Raw genomic sequence first — 21,080 nt, 5'->3', positions numbered from 1 at the left:
GGGGATTGCGGCCCGGCCTCATCCCCCCCAAAAAAACTTGCCGTCCCTCCCCGAGGAGGAACGGCAAGCTTGCGTCACCAGCACGCACACGCACATGAGCTTCTGCGTCAGCGGTTTTCTACCTTTTCCGGGTACAAATCGTGGTTCATCAATCGGTACTCGGCCATCTGCTCGTACTTCGTGCCGGGGCGGCCCCAGTTGCAGTACGGGTCGATGGAGATGCCGCCTCTCGGCGTGAACTTGCCCCACACTTCGATGTAGCGAGGCTTCATCAGCGCGATGAGGTCGTTCATGATGATGTTCATGCAGTCCTCGTGGAAATCCCCGTGGTTCCGAAAGCTGAACAGGTACAGCTTGAGCGACTTGCTCTCCACCATTTTGATATCCGGAATGTAGGAGATGTAGATCGTCGCGAAGTCCGGCTGCCCCGTCATCGGGCACAGGCTCGTGAATTCCGGGCAGTTGAACTTGACGAAGTAGTCCCGTCCGGGGTGCTTGTTGTCGAACGTCTCGAGGACGTCCGGAGAATACTGGAACCGGTACTCCGTTCCCTGATTGCCGAGCAGCGTCACTCCGCCGAGCTCTTCCTTGCTTCTTCCCGCCATATCGCGTTCACGCCTTTCCTCTCTTGTTATATCGACCGGTTCCTCCGGCTATACGCCCTTCTTGTTGCCCCATACCCAGGCATGCAGCTGAGGCAGCACGTGCACCTTCTTCAGCCTCGCGTCCGCCATCACCTGGCCGATCAACCACTCGTACCTCTCCACCAGGTAAGGCAGCATCCGGTTCCGGTCGGTCTCGCGAAGGTTGCCGTTGCCGGCCTGGAGATAGAAGGGGACCGTCGGGTAACGCTCGTGTACGTCCGTCGCGTACCGCAAATCCGTCTCGTCGAAAACGACCACCTTCAGGCTGAAGGTTCTCTCCCGGCTCTCCAGCCTCCGGACGATGACGTCCAGCGTCTCCCAATCCGTAGCCATGCCCGAGCTCGGCGGCTTCGGAGACAGCGTCAGCTCGTCGATCAAGTAGAACCAGTCCTGCCAACGGCTGCCCTGCGTCTCGAGAGCGACGAGAATGCCCTGCGCGCGCAGTCTCTCGATCAGCTCTTCCAGTTGGGGAAGCAGCGCCGGATTGCCGCCCGACAAGGTGACGTGCGCGAACGAGTCGCCCCCGATCTCCCTTAGTTCCGCGATGATCTCGTGGGGCGTCAGCAGGCGAATGTCGTCCTTGCCGGTGCCGTCCCACGTGAATGCGGAATCGCACCAGGCGCAGCGATAGTCGCAGCCGGCGGTTCGGACGAACATCGTCTTGCGTCCGATGACCATCCCTTCCCCCTGCACCGTCGGGCCGAAAATTTCAAGAACGGGGATCCGCCTCGCGCCCGTCCGATTCACTTCCGTCCGATCTGATTCGCCTGCCAGCTCCGCTTCCGTTCGGTCCTCTTCGGCCCACTCCGACCCTGCTTCCATCCGACCCGCTTCGGCCCGATCCGACTCCCCTTCCGCCCAAGTCGCGACTGCCCGATCTTCCTCGCCCATTCGACGGTCGCTCATCCGATCCGCTCCTCCACCCGCGGCTTCGGCCGGTAGACGCAGTAGCTCGTCGGCGTCTCCCGCAAAAATACTTGCACGCACCGCGGCTTGTTATCCGTCCCGTCCAGATAAGCCTGGACGATCTCGCAGATCGTCCGGGCGACGACCTCCGTCGTCGGATACCGGTCCGGCGCCTCGTCGCTGAAGCTCTCCAGGTCCTCGTTCAGGACGGAATGGTCGAAGCGCTCGTGCACAAGCTTCTTGATCGTGGCGAAGTTGACGAGGAACCCGGCGGAATCGAGCGCATCCCCGGCCACCGTCACGTTGGCGTAATACGTATGCCCGTGCATCCGCCGGCACTTGCCCGCCTCCTCGGCGGGAACGTAATGCGCGGCGGCGAAGTGAAAATCCTTGTTCAGCTCGTATTGATAAGGATGGGCTGGCGCCGGATACATCTGCTGCAACATCAGCTTTGCGCCCCCCTTCCCGAAGAAGCCAAGTAATCGTCCAGCCCCCGCTTGCGAAGCTTGCAGGCCGGACACTCCCCGCAGCCGTCGGCGACGACGCCGTTGTAGCAGGTGAGCGTCCGCTCGCGCACGAAGTCGAACGCGCCGAGCCGATCGGCCAGCTCCCACGTCTGCTCCTTGTTCAGCCACATCAGAGGCGTGTCGATGGCGAACGGGTAGTCCATCGCCAGGTTTAACGTCACGTTAAGCGACTTGATGAAGACGTCCCGGCAGTCCGGATAGCCGCTGAAGTCCGTCTCGCAGACGCCCGTGACGATATGCTTCGCCCCGGCCTGCTTCGCGAGCACGGCCGCGAAGGTCAGGAACAGCAGGTTCCGCCCGTCGACGAACGTCGTCGGCAGCTCGCCCTCCTTCTGCTCGATGGCGATGTCGGTCCGGGTCAACGCATTCGGAGCCAACTGATTGAGCAGCGACATGTCGAGCACGTGATGCTTGACGCCGAGCTCCTTCGCGATCTCCGCCGCGACCTCCAGCTCGCGCTTGTGCCGCTGGCCGTAGTCGAAAGTGACGGCCTCCACCCCGGCGAACCGTTCCTTCGCCCAGAACAGGCAGGTCGTGCTGTCTTGGCCGCCGCTGAACACGACGACGGCCCTCTCTTGCTTGGTCATTCTCGCCTCTCTCCTTCGGTTCGGAAGAGAGAGATCCTTGAATCCATCCCTAAAGAATCGGCGCGAAGCGGGTACATGGGGTGCACCGCTCCGCGCCGAACGCCAAGATAACGGCGCCTTGAGGAAGGACGCCGTTCTTGGATAGTTTTTTATAGAGGGAGTTCGCGAACCTCTCCCGGCGGCGCGACGAAGCCCTTGCGGGCCCGGCGCTCGCCGGATTTTCTTCTTTAGTTGTACGTACGTACTATAGCACAGAGAGGCAAGGTTTAGAATAGGGAGAGATTGGACGACCGGCGGTTATCGTTTTTTGGTTCGTTTGCTCGTTTGTTCGTTCATTCGTCGTTCGTTGTTCCGTCGTTTGTTCGGCGTTCATTCGTTCGCTTGTCCGCCGTCTTTGTTCGTTTGTCCGTTTGTTCGTTTATTCGCTTGTCCGCCGTCTTCAAGAATTACCGTCTTGCTGCTTCGCCTTATTCAGATCGAGGATCGCCTGCCCTTGCTTCCCCCACTCCTCGAGCGCTTCCTTGATCGTCTTGTCGCCCCGAAGCGCCGGTTGCAGCTCCGTTCGGCCCGCTTCAAGGACCTCGTTCAGATAAGATTTCCCGCCGGCGCGGTTCGGATCCGGGGGAGCCGGCCGCACGTCCGCGAACGCTTCCGCGCGGTAGTCGAGCCCTCCTCTGCCCTTGTTGTACGCGCCGCGGGCGACCAGCATGCCGCCGCCGCGCGACTTCGTCATCGCCCATTCGTCGTCGTTGACGAACTTCAGGAACTCCCAGGCATCGTCCGGGTTGCCCGCATGGACGTTGATGCCCATGAGCCCTTCCGTGCGGACCATGCCCGCGACCCCCGGGTACTTCGGATGGCTCGGCATGCTGACGACGTCCCATTCGATAGGAGCGGCGTTCCCGTCGCCTCCGCGTCCGAGGCCCGCCAGCTCGTCCAGCATGTAGCTGTCGCCCACCGTCATCGCCAGTCGTCCCGAGAAGAACGCGTTCGGCGTCGCCGGGCTCGCGGCGACCTCCGCCTCGAACCAATCCTCGTTAGCCGACTCCGGCGGCACGATCTTCTCCTTCTTCAGGTCGGCCAGCCAAGTCCAGGCTTGCTCCCATTCCGGAGTCGCGACGTTCATCTTGTCCTCGCTCTCGTTCCAGGCGCGCAGCTGCAGCGGAGCGCCGTAGACGCTCATCAGGTTGTAGAAGTCGTCGGTCTCCGCGTAAGGACTTAGGCCCAGTCCGTAGATCCGCTCTTTGCCATCGCCGGATGAGACCTTCCGGGCCAGCTCGACGACCCGATCCCACGTCATGCCGTCGGTCGGCGCCTCCACGCCGGCCTTCTGGAAGATTCGCTTGTTATAGAAAAGCGCCGGAGCGTCGAAGTACGGAGCGAGAGCGTACAGAGAGCCGTCCCCAAGCTCGCGGATACCGTCCTTCACGGTCGGGACGATGCCCTCCAGATCGAACTTGTCCTGCTTGATCTTCGCGTCCAACGATACGAGCAGATTGTCTTCGATCAGGCCGGGCAGCTGGTCGAAGTCGACCATGACCAGGTCGGGCGGATTGGGGCCCGCCATCATCTCCTTCATGGCCGCGACCGGATCGGCCGGCGCCTTGTCGCCCAAGACGATATCCGACCGCTCGGCGGACGAGACGAATTCGATCCGGACGTTCGGGTGCGCGAACTCGTACAGCTCCGCGAATTGCTGCCTATAGTAGGAATCGCTCCCGCCCAGAAAAGTCGTCGTGCCGATCCTTAGCGTGCGAACGGTCCCGTCCTCTTCCGCGCCCCCCGAGCATGCCGTCGTCGCGGCGACGAGGGCCGTTGCCGCGAGCAGCGCAGCCGTTTTTCTCATCTTGCATCCATTCCTCTCCTAAGGTCTTGATACCGTTATACCGGGGAGTTATGGACGGGACTTCTCGAAAATGTAAATAAGTTGTAAACGAAGCGGCGCGCCGTTACTTCAGCTCGATCACGAAGGGATAATCGCCTTCTGTGGATTCGGAGGGCATAGGAACAGTCGCGTTCCTCCCGTTCACGAGAAGCTTCCGGCCGTCCGGGCTCCAGAGAAGGCCGGGAGACCGGAGCCCCCGGTAAATCGGCCGGGCGCCGAGCAGGTTGTTGCCCTGCAGCTTCGCGACGATGATGGCTTCTTCTCCATAGTCGGAATAGGCGACGAGCTCGCGGTCCGGGGACAGCCGGAAGCCGGAGACTCGCTCCGCAAGCGTAACCGTGCTGGCGTGTTCCGGATCGTACAGAACGAGCGATCCCTTCCCCACCGTGAAGACGAAGCGATGGCCGGAGGCGAACTCGCCCAGGCCGTCCCTCGCGGAAGCGAATTCGTCCCATTCGCGGAAGGTGCCGTCGGCCAGCTCCCCAAGCTTCACGCCTGCGAAGCCGTCCGACGAGAAGAAGAACGCCGCCGCCGTTCCGTCGTCCGACACCCGGACGGATCCGATCTCTTCCCCGCTCCAATCGGCTATCTCGTATTCGTTCGAGACCGCCCGCTCTACGTCATAGACGACGAGAACCGGCTTCGCTCGTCCCGCGGCAGACGTCTTCTTGGCGTAAGCCAAATAACGCCCGTCGCCGGACCAGGAGGGCTCCCCCAACCGATCGCCCGCCTTCTCGTCCACCTGCACAGAGGCTCCTCCGTCCTCGGAACCGTTCTTCCCGACGTCCCGAAGCAGGAGCTTCGCTCCATCGTCCCCCCATGCTTCCCACGCGACCCGGCGCCCGTCCGGCGACAAGCTCTCCGGCCCTGCCTTGCTCTCGGGAACGGGCAGCGTCCGCAGCGTCTCGTACCGGTAATCCGCGCTCGACAGGCGGATCATGCCGTCCCGGCCGCGGTACGCGACCAGAAGGCTGTCGGCGTCCAGCCACCCGAGCCAATCGCCGGCCTCGACGCCTTTGCCCGCGAGCTTGAAGATGGCGCCGGCCTCGAACGAGTCTCCGAGCTTGTCCGGCGAAGAGGCCCTCTCTTCTTCGTCCGGGATGACGATCGTCTTCGAAGCGAACGTGCCCGAACAACCCGCCGCCAGCGCGACTGCCGCGAACAGCAGGACGGAAGCCGCCGTCCGGCGAAGGTCTCGGCGCCTTGGATCCGTCATCTCCCCATCTCCTCCCCTTCGCTCTTGTTCTCGTTCCACAGCGGAATCTTCGCGATGACGGTCGCGATGCCGTTCGAGCTCCCAGTCTCCAAGCTTCCTCCGTGATCGGCGGCGATCCGCCTGCAGATGCCGAGCCCGAGGCCCAGGCTTCCCGGCTCTCTCGCGGCGGACGCCTCCGCGATGCCTTCCCCGTCCGCGGAATCCAGCCGGTTCGAGACGGAGAGTACCGCGTAACCAGCTTCCTCCCGCACCCGCACGACGATGTCGGACGAAGCCTCCCCGTACTTGATGGCGTTGTCGACGAGATTGATCGCCAGCTGCCTCAGCCGATCCGGGCTGCCGTCGACCGCCGCGCCGCCGTCCGCTTCGCAATCGATTCGGAGGCCGTACCGCTCGGCCTTGAACCGCATTCCTTCGCAGACGTCCCGGACGATCGGACTTACCTCCGTCCTCTCGAAGTCCCGCCGGTCGTCCGCCTCCCTTGACTGCTCGAGCAGCTCCACGACGAGCGAATGCAGCCGCTGGCTCTCTTCCGCGATATGCTTCATTCCCTTGGCGAACAGCTCCCCGTCGCGAGGGCCGACGTCGCGGACGAGCTCGGCGTAGCCGAGAATCGAAGTGAGCGGCGTCTTCAGCTCGTGGGTCACGTTGTCGTAGAAGCGTTTGCGATGCCGGTACAGCTCCGTCATCCGGTCGCGGTCGCTTTCGATTTTCCCGATCTGGAGCTTGATCTTCCCGAGCATCCGGCCGAAGTTGCGGGTCAGCTGCCCGACTTCGTCCCGCCTTCGGGTCGACCGGAGCCGAACGTCGAGATGGCCGTCCGCCACTTCCGTCGTCGCCCGGGTCAGCCTCGCGATCGGAATCGTAATATGGCGCGACAGGACGTACGAGAAGAGGAACGCCGCCGCGAAAATCGCGATCGTCGTATAACGAATGAACGCGAGAATCCGTTCGCTCCGCTCATAGAGATAGGTGTAATCCTTGGAGAACCGCATGATTCCGACCTTGTTGCCTTCGATGACGACCGGATAGGAGTAAGAGACGGTCGCCTCGCCGTTCGAATGCCGAACCGTATACGACGTCTTGCCGCTAAGGGCGTTATTCAGATCGCCGTCGCCGGAAGCCGCGAAGGAGTCGGCGTCGCCCGAGGAAGCCAGCAGCCGGCCGTCCACGGAGTAGGCCGCGACCTCGTTCGAAGCGACCCGGCGCAGCTCGTCCACCATGTCCCGCGCGATCTCCCGGAAGTACGTCTCGTCTTGGTCGAAGTGGTTGATGAGGAAGGCCTGCTTGACGTAGACGTTGCTGTTCTTCTTGAGGGCGAGGAGGTCTTGGGTCATGATCTTCTCGTTGCCGCTCTCGACGATCCTAGCGACGAAGTGGTTCAGAACGAGGAATGCAGCGGCGAAAATGACGAGAAATCCGATCAGGAACTTATGCTGAATCGAAGGGATCATGTCGTTAATCCGCCCGCTTCTCGAATTTGTAGCCGACGCCGAACACGGTCGCGATGAGATCGCTCGCGCCCAGCTTCTTGCGCAGCCGCTGGATATGGATATCCACCGTTCTCGTGTCGCCGGCATAGTCGTAGCCCCAGACCGAATCCAGCAGCTCCGTGCGCGTGAACACTTGGCCCCTGCGTCGGATCAACGCGAGCAGAAGATCGAACTCCTTCGGAGTCAGATCGACCGGGGCGCCGTCCATGCGGACGAGCCTCTCCCGCTCCGCGATCTCGAGCCGTCCGGCGCGGACGGCTTCCGGCTCCTCCCGTCCCGGCTCCGTCCGGCTCGCGAGCGCCGCCCGGCGCAGCAGCGTCCGCACCCGCGCGACGACCTCGCGCAGGTCGAACGGCTTCGTGACGTAGTCGTCCGCCCCGAGCTCGAGCCCTATGATTTTGTCCGCGATGTCGGATTTGGCCGTGATCATGATGATCGGAATGTTGCGGGTCGCCGTCACTTGCTTGCACACGTCGATGCCGCTTCCGTCGGGAAGCATCCAATCGAGCAGGAGCAGATCGGGCCGGAAGCGCTCCGTCTCGAGCAGGCCTTCGGACGCGCTCGGGACGGCGAGCGTCTCGAAGCCTTCCTTATCCAAGCCGTAACGGAGCAGGTCCGCGATCGGCGATTCGTCTTCGATAATGAGAATTCGGGTCTTGTCCATGCCTAGCCTCCACTCGGCCGTCGCCGGCCGTTCGTCATAGGAATAGTCGATGGCGGGCCGGATAAAGTTGCAAGAGGGGACCCTAAGCGCGCGAGGATCGGCCCTTGGGTTGACCCAGGGGATCGGGAACGGTACGATGGGGAGATCGAAGACGAGGAAGGGATGAGACGATTGACATCGCATACCGAACCGGATTCGTTCGATCCGATGGAACAAAGAACGTACGGCAAAACCGCTTATCAGGCTTACGCGGGGCTGCTGGAGAACGAGAAAGACGATTTTACGTGGGCGATCCTGTGTTTCTCGCTGTCGCTTATGGCAGCGGACGACGAGTTCAAGACCGCGCTGGCGCGTTATGCGTTGTCCGAAGCGCCTTACAATAGGGAGATCTTCGCGATGGGGACGTTCGGCTTCACGGCGGAGACCGGCACGCTGCTGGAATGGCTGAAGCTCGTCGTCCGCAAGCGGGGAGTGAGCGGCGACGCGCGGCAAACGATCGGCGATTTCGTGAAGGAGCTGGCGCGGAAGGAGAGCGCGGCCGAAGGGCGCGGCGTGCGAAGCTGGGCGGAACGCCCTCTGACGCTGGACCTGCTGCGGACGATGGACCTCGGAGAAGCGGCCGCTTCTCTCGCCAAGCTGGCGGAGAGCCCGGCGACGGCGGCCGAGGCCGTCCGGAAGCTGGCCTTCTTCCCCGACGCGACGAGCGGCAAGTGGCTGCGGCGGATCTGCCGGAATCCGGACGTCGCCCCGGCCGTTCAGACCCGGGCGCTGCTCGCGATGCGCGGGCTCGGGATAACCGGCAACGTCAAGCTGGTCAAGCCCGGCCGGGAATATACGGTCGACTTGGGCGATCCGGAGCTGGTTAGCGACATTCCGGCCGAGTGGATGAAGGCTTACGACTGGGCGGCCGTCTGGTTCCTCCGCGCGAGGGGAAGCATCGGGCCGGAGGCGTTCGAGGATTACGCGGAGCGGGGGCTCCCGTTCCCGAAGGAGCTTCACGGCGAGACGCAGGTGGTATATGCCTCTCCGCAGATGGAGAAGATCAAGGACTGGCTGTACGAGGCGTACTGCCACTATTACCCGGACATTCCCTCGATCGCGGAAGACGAGCGGGAGAGCTGGGGAGCCGCGCTTCTCCACCTGCTGAAGGCGTCGTCCCCCGAGAACGTCCTGCCGCTCGAAGGAGAGGACGTGCCGGAGCTCGGAGAAGCCGGGAGCATCCGCCTGGGGTGGCTGAAGGCGGCGATTCCCGAACTGGGTTGAGGGCGTTCGGATAATCGCGCCGCTACCTAGTAGGCATGCGATCCAACAGCTCGCGAACCTTCGCCACCTTGCGCGGGTCGACGCGGCTGCGGCCGGCGCCGTCCAAGCTGCGGACGCCGGTGCCGAGATGAACCTCGCGTACCCCGGTTTCGATCAGGAACCCCGGCAGCGTCTCGATCGTCAGGCCGCTTCCGGCCATGACGGCCGGGGTGCCGGGCATGGCGGCTTCCAGCTGCCGCAGCCGCCGGATAAGCGCCGCTCCAGCGGGAGCAGCGGGCGCACCGCCGGACGTGAGGACGCGGCGGATAGCCGGGAAGGCCCCGAGCTCGCAGTATGCTTGCTCTAGGTCGGTCGCCTCGTCGATCGCCCGGTGGAACGTGACGCGCGCCCCCGACTCCCCCGCCTCGGCAAGCAGCCGCGACAGAGCCCGCGAGTCCACCCGCTTATCCGGAGTCAGGCAGCCGAGCACGAAGCCCGGCTTGTCGAGCCGGCGGATCGCCCGGATATCCTCGGCCATCCTCTCGAGCTCGGGCTCGCCGTAAACGAACGACCGGCCGTGCGGTCGAACCATGACCTGCACGTCCAGCTTCGTCCGAGCGGCGACTCGCTCGGCCAGTTCGATCGGCGGGGTGAGCCCGCCCTGCTCCATCGCCGCGATCAGCTCGATCCGGTCGGCCCCGCCTTCCTCGGCCGCAAGCGCGTCCTCGAGCGACAGCGCGATGACTTCCAGCTTGATCCGCAACCCTCTCTCCTCCGTTCCTGCGAAGAAGGCCGGTTCCTAAGGGATTCGAATCCTTAAGAACCGGCCTTTGTCTCAACCGAATATGGAATCCGTCGTCAACCGCCGCAGCACTTCTTGAACTTCTTCCCGCTGCCGCACGGGCACGGATCGTTCCTTCCGACCTTGCGCTTGGTCGCGAAGTCGATGACGGTGCCGCCTTCCCCCTCGGACTTCGGGGTCTCGGACTCCCTCTGCTGGGACAGCTCGCGGGGATAGTAGCCCTTGATCGCCCACATTCTCGTGTGGTTGTAGAAGTGGGTCAGATGGTCGACGAACGATTGGGCTATGGTCATGTCCGCCATCTCGAACCGGTCCTGAAGAATCCCCATCAACTCGGAAGGCTGCGCGCCGTTCTGAATCTCGAACGTCAACTCCGTCAGAACGTCGTCCGCCTCGCCTTTATCCAAGTCGTAGTTGCTCGAGATAAAATTAGAGAAGGTCCGGTAGCTAAGATTGCGGTCGACGTAGTCCGGGACGCCCGCTTCGAGCAGCTCTTCCGTCGTGAACGGACGGAACGGCAGCGCGGAACGGAATTCGTGCTCCGCCACAATCTTCTCGGCATCCACCACCGCTTCGTCAGCGAAGCCGAAAGCGCCCGCTTGCATTCCGCCCGCGTACTCGGCGCGCTGCCACAGGAACTCGTGCAGCCAGGCATCGGATAGCTCGCTGCCATAGTGCGGTTCGAGCAATTCTCTCAGTTGGGGCGCAGTGAGAACCCCATAGTAGAATAGCGCTCCCGTCGCCAGCCGGGCCAGCTTCGAGCGGCTGCGGACCTTCTGCTTCAAGGCCGCGTTGTCCAGCGCCTTGAAGACGTCCCGCACTTCGCCGGGCATGACGACGACTCTCTTGCCGTCAAGCACTCCCGGGAACAGCATCCCGGTCCGCATGAAATACGCGACTTGATAGGGATCCTCCGGGGCCGGCATGACGCCGCCTCGGTCCGATACGCTTTTCACGACCCGGTATCTCTCTTCGTCGAAGAGATCCAGCAGCCCGCCGAGCCGTTCCGGGATCTCGTCCGCCAGCTTGTCCGCCAGCTGCCCCTTGTTCAGGGAGCTGGCTCCGGGGACGTTCAGGTTCGTCCGAATGTCGGTCAGCTCCTGCTTCGTCAGCCGCTGCAGCGCATCGGACAGCGAGAGGGGAGCCTCGATCGGCGTCCACCTCTTCGCTTCTTCCTTGGCTCTCTTCTTCTCGATCTCCGCTCTCTGGGCCCGCAATTCCTCGAGCATCGCTTCGTCTTCTCGATCTGTCGTAAATCGGTTCATCCGTCTCTCCAATCCCGTCTCTGTCGTCCGGTCGTATTTAGTACCTACTATGATACCGGATGTTCCGCGGACGGGCAACCGAATGGGCGGAGTTTCCAATTAGGATGCAGTTTCAGGGCGCCTTAAGTTAACTTATAGAGTTTCGTGTTCGTCGATTGCTCGATGATGTAGAACTTGTCGTTATCCCGTATGAGCTTCAGCCGAGCGGATTCCGGCTTGTTCCTGCCGAAGAGGGTTTCGAACGATTGCAGCTTTTCTAATAGGTCCCGTTCAATAGCGCGAATGGTATCTATGGATTGATGATAAGCTCTGACGTCCGCGAAAGCGTCTCTCGAAGCCGTCTGCCCAAAACCCGGAGGCGCAATTACGAAGGTCGTAGTCGCTGTCCCGCGGGGGGAAGCCCCATGCCCGGCTCCCCGATTCGCAGGCGTACAGGATGCGGACGTTCTCCTCCCGCTCGATTGTTTGGAGCTGCCGCTCGATGACGGTATGGATGTCGGACATTGGGGCTCTTCCTCGCTCGGGCGAGGGTCGCTTCGTTGCTCTTATCTTCGCTCATCCGCCTCCCCGCGAACAGGGCGAAACTATGGCGAACGGAGAAAGAGGCGTTTGTTTCTTCGACTGCCCTATTCGCATACAGATTTGTTATCAGGGCTCAGAATCGCTTGTCTTTGCGGAGATCGTGTCGCGTCGCGTCGTGCTTCTATCTTTTCGCCTGGTCCCCGTTTCGATTGGGAGAGGCGGCTAACGAATCGAGGAGACGCTATTTGCCCCAAAATCGTAGATTTTCGGTTCTAACGAATCGTATAGACGCTATTTCGTGCTGGAAGCCCCTTTTTCCCCCTTGGCGGCCCAAATAAGATCGCTGGAGTTCGTTAGAGTTTCAAAATGGGCTTTTGACGCTAAATAGCGTCTCCTGAGTTCGTTACAGAACGGGGCCTATGAATCGGAACCCTGTGATTCCGATTGCAACCATGCGAGACTGTCTGTTCAACAAAAAAACCTCCCAGATGGGAGGTATAAATGGTATTATGTTGGCAGCGCAACTCGCTTGGGTGGGATAGTCTCGCCTCCGTTTGGAGGTGATGCCTATGACATTTACGTTTCAAGAAGTGATGATGCTCGGGATGTTCCTCGTCGCGTTGCTCACTTACTTAAAACGAAAATAACCCGCCCAGGTTTCGCGCCAAGGTGACGGGTTATTTCCCTGCTTACTCGGAGGTAATCCCACCAAAGCAGTTGTGCGGAAGCCGGTGTTGGCGCACCGGCTTCTATTTTCTATTCATAAGCATAGCATAGCCATTTTATACGTGCAATCGGCATCTGACACCATTCATCCCTTTCTTGTTACAATGGAAGAACGTACGCGAACGGAGGAGAATCGACCGGTGGCCCGAGAGAGCTTCGACAAAGAGATTCAGTTCCTGCGCCTGCTCGTTCTCACGAGCGGGGCCTATAACCGCCAGCAATACGCCGAACGGCTGGGCATCTCGGTCCACACGTTCGACAAGACGATCAAATACTTGAAGGAAGTCGTCGGAGCCGTCGGCCAGAAGCTTCCCGAGCCTCAAGGCAAGGAGCTGACCGAGATGCTCCGGTTCGATTACTACGAGTCCGCCGACCCGCTGCTGCTGTTCCTGTTCCGCGCCAAGTCGCTCAAGGAATCGGAGAGCCGGCGATTGTCGCTGCTTCTGGCGTCCCTGCAGGAGAAGCCGATGACCGCGGCGGAGCTGCTCGACGCCTGCTGCGAAGCGATGCCGCCCGAGCTCGCCCTCCCCGACGAAAAAACCATTCGCGGCGACCTAAAATACCTCGAGGAAGTCGGCGTTATCGGCAAACGGCCGGGAGGCCGTCCCTACCGGTATGCGGTGCGGGACGAGCTCGCGAGCGAGCTGACGGACGAGGAGCTGGTCGAGCTCTACGACTTCGTCGACGTGATGGCGAACACGCAAGTCCCTTCCGTCCAAGGCTATCTGCTCCGCGACAACCTCAAGAAGGCCCTCGTCGGTCGTGGGCTGGCGCGGGCTTTTGCGGATCCTTTTCTATACAAATATCATTACTACTCCCGCATCCTGGACGAGGCGCATCTGCACGCGGTCCATCATGCCATCGCGCATCGCCGGAAGCTGAGCTTCCTCTACCTGTCGCCGAAGAAGAAGACCCGTTATGCGTCCAAAAATACGAATCCGCTCTTCGAGAAGGAGACCGCCGGAGTCGCCCAGACCGTCGTGCCTCTGCGCGTCGTGTTCGACCATCAATACGGACGCTGCTACCTGATCGCTCACGACTCGCGGATGGGAATGATGAAGTTCCGGATGGAAGGACTGACCGAGCTCGAGGAAGGCGAAGCCGTGCCCGAAGAAGCGTTCCTTCGAATGGCGAAGAGCGCGGAAGAGAAGCTCGAGCGGAGCTGGGTGACCGATACGGGCCGGACGGCGACGGTTCGGGCGAGATTCTATAAGCCGGAGGGCGCGGCGCGCGACTTCGTGAAGGAACGCGTCCTGCTCCAGGGCCAATGGGGAGAGATCGTCGAAGAGGACGATTCGTCGTTCGTCTACGAGATCGCGGTGTCCGGCATGTCGGAGATCAAGCCGTGGCTGCGCAGCTTCGGCTCTAGCTGCGAGGTCCTCGAGCCGGCCCGGCTGCGGAGGGAGTTCATCGAGGAGTGGAAGGAGCTGGCGGAGTACTATGAATCTGTTCGAGAAGATTTTTAACTATCAGGTAATCAGCCGGCTCGAGGAATCGGGGACGATCGCGGTGACGGCGAAGGAAGCGTTCGAGGACGGGACGCGGCGGAAGCTCGAAGCGTTGCTCGAGGCCGAATCCGGTCCGGACCTCCGGGACATTCTGATCGAGAAGGCGCGCAGCCGCGAACGGCACGTCTACCACCCTCTCCTCCGGCCGCTCCGGCGCCTGCTCATGAACGGACAAGGGTTGCGGATCTCGTACCGGCTCAAGAACGGGACCGTGAACGAGGATCAATCAGGCTTCCCCTGCAAGCTTGAATATTCGATGGTCAAACGGGAATGGTACCTGCTCTGGTATCACACCCGGCGGCACGCCCTTATGGCGACCAAGCTGGCGAACATCTCGTCGGTCGAGGAGAAGGCGATGCCCGCCCCCGTCGCGGAGAAGCTGCGGCAGAAGGTAGCCGGCCTGCTCGAATCGCGCAAGCGGCAAGCCGTCGTCGAGGTCGTCCCGGCCTACAACGAGGAGCTGTCGCGCATTCTGTACGCGTTCTCCTGCTTCGAGAAGGAAGTGTCCTACGACGAGGCCGCGGACGTATACCGGATTCGGCTGACTTACCAAGCGGACGAGAGCGAGTTCGTGCTGTCGAAGATCCGCTTTCTCGGCCTGCGGGTACGGGTGAAGGAAGGGCGCTACCTTCTGCGGCGCATGGCCGAAGCCTCCTCGAAGGCGCTTGCCCGATACGGGCAGGACGGGGCCGAACCCCTCCCCGAGACTGCGGCGGATCAGGATATCCCCGGTTAAAGAGAAGCTTACGGGGGACGCGGCGGGAAGACGAGCGCTTGTAAATCGCTATTTTTGACTTACATCCCCAACAATTACGGTCGCTGCAGTGATGTATTTTCGGAAAAGCAGAAACAATAGAATAGGCGGCAAGCTGGCCCAGCCCTTTATTTGTCTTTTTCCGATTTTCCTTTCGAATGCCCTCTAAGATGCCCGCTAACCCCTCCGCTTTCGCCATGTTCTGAGTTCGATCCTAAGAATTTTCGCCCGAGCATGAACCGTTCTCCTCCATACGCCCTCTAACGGTATAGAGCGATCGGATGACGGGGCCCCGCAACCCGAGAGCCGACAATACCCAACCGGGTAATCTGAGAAAAGGAGGCGGTGCATCTTGTCCGACTTGGCTTGGGAGACGGACGTCAAGCTCGCCTGCGCCGGCGAGAAGATGGCCTTCGAGAGACTCGTCCGCCGGATGGGCGGCGAATTGTACCGAATGTCCCGGACGCTGCTCCGGGACGACGAAGATTGCGCGGACGCCATACAAGAGACAATCCTGTCCGCGTACAAGGGAGTCGTGAAGCTGCGCGAGCCTGCTTATTTCAAGACATGGCTATTTCGCATCCTCATACGGGAATGCCGTCGCATCCGGAAGAAGAACGCTTATCGATTCGAGAGGCCCGCTGCGGAGGGCACCGTCGATATGGGCGCGCCGGACTGGGATCTGCTCGCTGCGCTGGAACAATTGGACGAGCCCTTGCGTACGGCGGTGAAGCTGCATTACTTGGCGGATTTGCCGCTGAGCCGGGTATCCGAGCTGATGGAAGTATCCGAAGGAACGCTGAAGTCGCGATTGCACCGCGCGCGCAAGCAGCTCGCGAAATGGTTGGACACCACGCACGGAAGGAGAATGGGGAATGAGCTATGATCGGTTGGATCGGGTTTTGCGCTCGGCCGTAGGATCGCAAGAGGATGGCGTCATGCCGGAGAAGGTGGCTCTGCGAATGGAATCGACATTGGCCGGCTTGCCGGCGAGGGATGCCCGTCGTCATCCGTCTCGCTCCTTGCGCGGCATGGGGGTTGCCGCCGCTTCGATCATCGTGGCGGGAGGAGCGCTGTTCGCGGTGTCGAACGGGGCGTTGCAGGAGTCTCCAATATGGAAAAGGGTTCTCGCCGTCGGTTCGGAACGCCAAGCGGGACCGGCCGATACGATCACATTGTCTCCCATGATCGATCGCCGGAACGGGACTTTGTCGATTACGTTGACGCAAGTTACCCTGTCATCGACCGATACCGAGATTCGGCTGAACGTCGAGAGGCCTTCCGGCGTCAATCTGCCCATCGGATACGAGTTGACGGACGATACGGGATATATCTATCAACCGCTAGGGAGCGATTCCGGCTTCGGTCCGACGCCCCGGAACAGCCCGATCGAGAAGGGGACGATGACGTTCCGGTACGGCCCCTCCTACGACAAGCCCGATTACTTGATTTTCCGTCCGTATGAATACCGCAACGCGCAAGGCTCCGACTATCGGGTGAATGTAACGAGCGCGCCGACTCCGAGCCATCCGTTGGTTCTTCCTCAAGGGGAAGCGGGAAGCGTGTACGTCACCGGCATCGAATACGGGGAGGATGAGACTGTCGTACGGTTCTATGTGGAGGGCGAGGTTCCTTGGGAGCAGGCCTACGCTTTTACCCTGGAGAACGAGCATGGCGAGCAGATCAATCGGCTGGACAGCGCCTTCCCGACTAATCCTTATCGTTACGAATTCATAATGAGATACCCCCCGCTGACGCCCGACGAGCCGCTTACGTTCGTGGCGAAGCCCGTCGCGACAAGGAAGTATCTCGGCGATCTGGAGATCCGGGTACCGCTGTCCGACTAGAGAGACGGGTGGAGAGACCGCGCTGCCGTTCCTCTCCCCCGCCGCCTTCTCGTCCTCATCCCGGCCTGTTTTTCCCATAGAAAATCTCGTCCATCTCCTTCTGAAGCCGCTTCGCGATGTCCTCCTGCTCGGCCGGGTCCAGCTTGTCCTTCGTGTAGCCGAACAAGTAATTGTTCAGATCGAACCGGCGCAGCTTGCACTTCGTGTGGAAAATATGCTCCTGATACACGTTCACGTCGATCATGTCGTACGCCTCGATGATCTCCTCCGGGATATAGTTCTGAATCGAGTTAATGTCGTGGTCGATGAACAGCTTGCGCCCGCTCACGTCCCGCGTGAACCCCCGAACCCGGTAGTCGATCGTCATAATGTCCGCTTCGAACGAATGAATGAGATAATTAAGCGCCTTGAGCGGCGAGATCTCCCCGCAGGTGGAGACGTCGATGTCGGCCCGGAACGTGCTGAAGCCCTCGGTCGGATGGTATTCCGGGTACGTGTGGACGGTGATGTGGCTTTTGTCGAGCTGCAGCACCACGTTGTCGGGGAGAGGTCCCGGCGTCTCTCCGGAAGCGGCGCCCGTCGGCACTTCGACGACCGGCCCTTCCGAGACGAGGAACGTCACGCTCGCCCCTTGCGGAACGTAATCCTGCTTGGCGACGTTCAGAACGTGCGCGCCGATGATGTCGGCCACCGTATTCAGAATCTGGGTGAGCCGGTCCGAGTTGTACTGCTCGTCGATGTAGGCGATATACGCGTCCCGCTCCTCGACCGTCTTCGTGAAGCAAATATCGTACATATTGAAGCTCAGCGTCTTCGTCAAGTTGTTGAAGCCGTGCAACGTGATGTGCTGATCGGACATGATGATCGCTCCCTCCCGCCTGTTCCGTGAAGTCTCCTTGTCATATTACCCCTCCTAACATTTTCCGATTCGCGGGCGGTCCGGGTTAGGATGCGGGGCTTGCGCCGAATCGAGCGATAATCGCCCGTTCGGCCCCGATCGATGGTATACTAGTCGAAAATATATAGAGATATCATGGGATAGGAAGAGGATCGCCATCATGAAACCGAATACTGCCGCAACGCCGCTCCAGTCTCCCGGAGCCGCCAAGGAACGGTTCCCGTTCCCGCTGCTCTGTCTTACGCTCGGCGCCTTCGCCATCGGCATGACCGAGTTCATCATCATGGGCTTGCTGCCCAACGTCGCCCACGACCTGAACGTCTCCATTCCCCGAGCCGGCATGCTCATTACCGGTTACGCTCTCGGAGTCGCCGTCGGCGCCCCCGTGCTGACCGTCTTGACGCTGAGGGTCCCGCAGAAAAAACTGCTCGTCCTGCTCATGGGCATCTTCATCCTCGGCAACGCCGTCTCCGTCGTCGCTCCGACGTACCTGACGCTGCTGGGCGCGCGGATCCTGACCGCCTTCGCGCACGGAACGTTCCTCGGCGTGGGCGCCCTGATGGCTTCGCGGCTCGTCCGTCCGGAGAAGAAGGCCGGCGCCGTGTCGATGGTCATGGCCGGGCTCACCATCGCCAACATCGTCGGCGTGCCGTTCGGCACGTTCATCGGCCAGCAGCTCGGCTGGCGCGCGTCGTTCGTCGCCATCACCGTGCTCGGCCTCGTCTCGCTGCTCGGCATCGCCCGCTTCATTCCCGCGATTACGCAAGACGAGCCGCCCAAGCTGTCGCGGGAGCTGCGCAGCCTGGCGCACCCTCAGGTGCTGCTCATGCTGGCGACGGGAGCTTTCGGTTGCGCCAGCCTGTTCTCCATCTTCACCTACATCACGCCCATCCTGGAGAAAATAAGCGGCTTCGCCGAACACGACGTCACCTACATCCTCGTCTTGTTCGGGTTCGGCGTCACCATCGGCAATCTCGTCGGCGGCAAGCTCGCCGATTGGAAGCTGCTGCCTTCGGTCATGGCCGGCTTCGCCGTGCTGGCGCTGATGCTGGGGCTTCTGACCGTCACGCTGAGTCAGCCGATTCTGGCCGTCATCACCGTGTTCCTGTGGGGGATCGCCGCATTCGGCATCTTCCCGGGCATTCAGGTGCGCATCATGAACTTCGCGCACGAAGCGCCTCTGCTCTCCGCCACCTCCACGCACTCCGTCCTGAACGTGGGCAATGCCGGAGGTGCGTACGTCGGCGGCCTGGCCATTACCCATCTCGGCTTGTCGTCCCTTCCGTGGGTCGCATCGAGTCTCGCGTTAATCGGCCTCCTCGGCATGTTCGTAAGCTTCGCGGTCGAGCGCAGAATGAAGCCGATCGCTGCGCCCGAGACGAGAGCCTCGGCGTAGAGAGTTCCGGGGCGGTTGCCCCGGATTTTTTACTACTCAAACGAACTTCTCGGAATAGGGAGATGTCTAACGGACTCAGGAATCGCTATTTAGCGTTAAAAGTCCATTTTGGAACTTTAACGAATCCCAGCGATCTTATTTAGGACCAATCGAGTTAAAACCGGGCTTCCGGCACGAAATAGCGTTTATACGATTCGTTAGACGCCTTCCCCTCCATTGAATCCGGAACCAGGCACCTAGAAAGGGCTCGCTCATTGAGCAATTTCGGCCCTCTCGCGCAGCTTCCCCGCAGATTTTGCCCGCCCGCTGAGCCTCCACGCCACACTCCGCATCTCCAACCTACAGCGGCTTCGGTAGAGGGAAGCAACAATCGGCGCAATAATTTTGTGATTTCTTTCACATACCTATTGCTTTTTCCTGATTTTCGTCATATGATGGTTTCAACAAATGATTGTGAAATAAATCACAACGCTCGCTGACATGTGAAATATTTCACGATATCAAGGAGGACACCCCCATGAAGATCGTCGTCATCGGCTGTACCCACGCCGGCACCGCCGCCGTTACCCAGATGGCCAAGCTCTATCCGGAAGCGCAGATCACCGTCTACGAGCGCAACGACAACGTGTCCTTCCTCTCGTGCGGGATCGCGCTCCACGTCGGCGGCGTCGTGCAGGATGCCGCGCAGCTGTTCTACTCGAGCCCGGAGAAGCTGGCCGAGCTCGGCGTGCGGATGAAGATGCGCCATGACGTGCTCGCGGTCGATACGGCGAAGCGCACCGTGCGCGTTCGCGATCTCGAGACCGGGGAAGAACGCGAAGACGCGTACGACAAGCTGGTGCTGACGACCGGCTCGTGGCCGATCATCCCCCGCATGGAGGGCATCGAGCTCGAGAACGTCCTCCTCTGCAAGAACTACGCGCACGCGCAGACGATCATCCGCAAGGCGGAGAACGCCAAGCGCATCGCGGTCGTCGGAGCCGGGTACATCGGCATCGAGCTGGTCGAAGCGTTCGAGCATCTGGGCAAGGAAGTGACGCTCGTCGACGCGACGCCGCGCGTTCTGTTCAAATACTTGGACCGCGAATACACGGACCTCGTCGAGGAAGAGATGCGGGCGAGAGGGATCCGGCTGGCGCTCGGCCAAGGAGTTACGGCGTTCAAGGGCGAAGACGGCCGCGTCACCCGAGTAGCGACTACGGAAGGCGAATACGAAGCAGACCTCGTCATCCTCTGCATCGGCTTCCGCCCGAACACCGACCTGCTCAAAGATCAGGTCGAGATGCTGCCGAACGGAGCCGTCATCGTCGACGAGTACATGCGCGCGAGCTGCCCGGACGTCTATGCGGCGGGAGACAGCTGCGCGATCCGCTACAATCCGACGGGACGCCACGCCTACATCCCGCTCGCCACGAACGCCGTCCGCATGGGCACGCTCGTCGCCCGCAACCTGCTGAAGCCGACGATCAAGTACATGGGCACGCAGGGGACGTCGGGGATCAAGCTGTTCGACTTCAACATCGCGTCGACCGGGTTGACCGAGCAGGCTGCTCTTGACGCGGGCTTGAATGTGAAAAGTATCACAATAAACGAGCCATACCGCCCGGAATTCATGCCGACCTACGAGAAGGCGCTGCTGAAGGTCGTCTACGAAGAGGACGGAGGGCGAATCGTCGGCGCCCAGGTGCTGTCGAAGGCGGACCTGACGCAGTCGATCAATACGCTGTCGGTATGCATCCAGAACCGAATGACGATGGATGAGCTCGGATTCGTGGACTTCTTCTTCCAGCCGCATTACAACAAGCCCTGGAACCTGCTCAACCAAGCCGGACTGCAAGCTTATCACGCGTAAAAAACAACCGCCCGCGAAGGATACGCGTCCTTCGCGGGCCGACTTCGTACAGAGAGGGGCAATGAACGAATGGAGCTCCATATGGCCGCGAACGGGAGAAGAGGGACCGCCTGGCTCGGCTATTCCAGTCTGGCGGTCTGGTGCCTGCTGGAATGGGCGACCTCCCGCGCTTCCGATCTCCTCAACCCGCTCGTTTACATCGCCTATTTCGCTTCTTTTCTCGTTTGTTTGATTTTCTCGGTCGTGCTGTTCGTTCAGAGCCCGCCTCATCGGCGGATTACCGAGGAGAGAATCGCCGCTTGCCTGCTTCTCGTCCCGCTGCTGTGGAACTTGATCTGAAGACGCG

At 61.1% G+C, this 21,080-nt stretch carries 19 protein-coding genes, 1 pseudogene and 1 riboswitch; of the genes and pseudogenes, 8 read left to right on the top strand and 12 right to left on the bottom strand.

What is annotated here, in order from left to right; genetic code table 11:
* Nucleotides 1–107: 107 nt before the first annotated feature.
* The 8 genes from queF to H7B90_RS27525 form a co-directional block, all read right to left on the bottom strand.
* Nucleotides 108–605: a preQ(1) synthase gene (gene queF / locus H7B90_RS27560; RefSeq protein ID WP_185139118.1), complete on the bottom strand. Its 498-nt coding sequence runs from the start codon at nt 603–605 to the stop codon at nt 108–110.
* Nucleotides 606–653: 48 nt separating this feature from the next.
* The gene (gene queE / locus H7B90_RS27555) at nt 654–1,550 is read right to left on the bottom strand and encodes a 7-carboxy-7-deazaguanine synthase QueE (protein WP_260411266.1); all 897 of its coding nucleotides are present in this window, start codon (nt 1,548–1,550) and stop codon (nt 654–656) included.
* A complete protein-coding gene (locus tag H7B90_RS27550) occupies nt 1,547–1,996 on the bottom strand; it encodes a 6-pyruvoyl trahydropterin synthase family protein (RefSeq protein WP_185139117.1) in 450 nt (149 codons plus the stop codon). The genes queE and H7B90_RS27550 overlap by 4 nt, the downstream gene beginning before the upstream one ends.
* Nucleotides 1,996–2,664, bottom strand: a complete 669-nt coding sequence (gene queC, locus H7B90_RS27545) for a 7-cyano-7-deazaguanine synthase QueC (protein ID WP_185139116.1) — start codon at nt 2,662–2,664, stop codon at nt 1,996–1,998. The genes H7B90_RS27550 and queC overlap by 1 nt, the downstream gene beginning before the upstream one ends.
* A gap of 135 nt (nt 2,665–2,799) precedes the next feature.
* Nucleotides 2,800–2,843: riboswitch (PreQ1 riboswitch) on the bottom strand.
* Nucleotides 2,844–3,103: 260 nt separating this feature from the next.
* Nucleotides 3,104–4,510, bottom strand: a complete 1,407-nt coding sequence (locus tag H7B90_RS27540; protein ID WP_185139115.1) for an ABC transporter substrate-binding protein — start codon at nt 4,508–4,510, stop codon at nt 3,104–3,106.
* A 103-nt stretch (nt 4,511–4,613) separates the two neighbouring features.
* Complete coding sequence (locus tag H7B90_RS27535; protein WP_185139114.1) at nt 4,614–5,765, bottom strand: TolB-like translocation protein; 1,152 nt, start codon at nt 5,763–5,765, stop codon at nt 4,614–4,616.
* Nucleotides 5,762–7,219: a sensor histidine kinase gene (locus H7B90_RS27530; RefSeq protein WP_185139113.1), complete on the bottom strand. Its 1,458-nt coding sequence runs from the start codon at nt 7,217–7,219 to the stop codon at nt 5,762–5,764. The genes H7B90_RS27535 and H7B90_RS27530 overlap by 4 nt, the downstream gene beginning before the upstream one ends.
* A 4-nt stretch (nt 7,220–7,223) precedes the next feature.
* Entirely contained in the window at nt 7,224–7,922 is a 699-nt protein-coding gene (locus tag H7B90_RS27525; RefSeq protein ID WP_185139112.1) for a winged helix-turn-helix domain-containing protein, read from the bottom strand.
* Between the two features lie 162 nt (nt 7,923–8,084).
* Between H7B90_RS27525 and H7B90_RS27520 the strand changes: the two genes are divergently transcribed.
* Nucleotides 8,085–9,185, top strand: a complete 1,101-nt coding sequence (locus tag H7B90_RS27520; RefSeq protein WP_185139111.1) for a hypothetical protein — start codon at nt 8,085–8,087, stop codon at nt 9,183–9,185.
* A 22-nt stretch (nt 9,186–9,207) separates the two neighbouring features.
* Here the strand turns inward: H7B90_RS27520 and H7B90_RS27515 are convergent, their stop codons facing one another.
* The 3 genes and pseudogenes from H7B90_RS27515 to H7B90_RS33210 all read right to left on the bottom strand — a co-directional run.
* A complete protein-coding gene (locus H7B90_RS27515; protein WP_221482196.1) occupies nt 9,208–9,927 on the bottom strand; it encodes a copper homeostasis protein CutC in 720 nt (239 codons plus the stop codon).
* A gap of 95 nt (nt 9,928–10,022) precedes the next feature.
* Nucleotides 10,023–11,231 carry an SEC-C metal-binding domain-containing protein gene (locus H7B90_RS27510; RefSeq protein WP_185139110.1) on the bottom strand — a complete coding sequence of 403 codons (1,209 nt, stop codon included), beginning with the start codon at nt 11,229–11,231 and terminating at the stop codon, nt 10,023–10,025.
* Nucleotides 11,232–11,597: 366 nt separating this feature from the next.
* Nucleotides 11,598–11,735 (bottom strand): annotated as a pseudogene (locus tag H7B90_RS33210) (DNA polymerase beta superfamily protein); the annotation flags it as partial.
* An 884-nt stretch (nt 11,736–12,619) separates the two neighbouring features.
* On the opposite strand from H7B90_RS33210, the gene H7B90_RS27500 reads away from it, so the two are divergent.
* The 4 genes from H7B90_RS27500 (at nt 12,620) to H7B90_RS27485 (ending at nt 16,588) form a co-directional block, all read left to right on the top strand.
* The gene (locus tag H7B90_RS27500; RefSeq protein ID WP_185139108.1) at nt 12,620–13,945 is read left to right on the top strand and encodes a helix-turn-helix transcriptional regulator; all 1,326 of its coding nucleotides are present in this window, start codon (nt 12,620–12,622) and stop codon (nt 13,943–13,945) included.
* A complete protein-coding gene (locus H7B90_RS27495; protein WP_185139107.1) occupies nt 13,920–14,723 on the top strand; it encodes a WYL domain-containing protein in 804 nt (267 codons plus the stop codon). Before H7B90_RS27500 ends, H7B90_RS27495 begins: the two co-directional genes overlap by 26 nt.
* Nucleotides 14,724–15,093: 370 nt before the next feature.
* Nucleotides 15,094–15,627, top strand: a complete 534-nt coding sequence (locus H7B90_RS27490) for a sigma-70 family RNA polymerase sigma factor (RefSeq protein WP_185139106.1) — start codon at nt 15,094–15,096, stop codon at nt 15,625–15,627.
* Nucleotides 15,617–16,588, top strand: coding sequence for a DUF5643 domain-containing protein (locus H7B90_RS27485; RefSeq protein WP_185139105.1), 972 nt, complete (start codon nt 15,617–15,619; stop codon nt 16,586–16,588). Before H7B90_RS27490 ends, H7B90_RS27485 begins: the two co-directional genes overlap by 11 nt.
* 55 nt (nt 16,589–16,643) lie before the next feature.
* On the opposite strand, the gene speD is transcribed toward H7B90_RS27485, so the two are convergent.
* Complete coding sequence (speD, locus tag H7B90_RS27480; RefSeq protein WP_185139104.1) at nt 16,644–17,447, bottom strand: adenosylmethionine decarboxylase; 804 nt, start codon at nt 17,445–17,447, stop codon at nt 16,644–16,646.
* Between the two features lie 199 nt (nt 17,448–17,646).
* Here speD and H7B90_RS27475 point away from each other — a divergent pair, with 199 nt between their 5' ends.
* From H7B90_RS27475 to H7B90_RS27465, 3 genes are all read left to right on the top strand, one after another.
* The gene (locus tag H7B90_RS27475) at nt 17,647–18,882 is read left to right on the top strand and encodes an MFS transporter (protein WP_185139103.1); all 1,236 of its coding nucleotides are present in this window, start codon (nt 17,647–17,649) and stop codon (nt 18,880–18,882) included.
* A gap of 517 nt (nt 18,883–19,399) precedes the next feature.
* Nucleotides 19,400–20,734: an FAD-dependent oxidoreductase gene (locus tag H7B90_RS27470; RefSeq protein ID WP_185139102.1), complete on the top strand. Its 1,335-nt coding sequence runs from the start codon at nt 19,400–19,402 to the stop codon at nt 20,732–20,734.
* A gap of 69 nt (nt 20,735–20,803) precedes the next feature.
* A complete protein-coding gene (locus H7B90_RS27465; protein WP_185139101.1) occupies nt 20,804–21,073 on the top strand; it encodes a hypothetical protein in 270 nt (89 codons plus the stop codon).
* Nucleotides 21,074–21,080: the final 7 nt, after the last annotated feature.

Source organism: Cohnella xylanilytica, from assembly GCF_014212175.1.
Taxonomy (GTDB): domain Bacteria; phylum Bacillota; class Bacilli; order Paenibacillales; family Paenibacillaceae; genus Cohnella; species Cohnella xylanilytica.
Note: the sequence above shows the minus strand (reverse complement) of the source record. Positions and strands in the feature narration are given on the sequence as shown.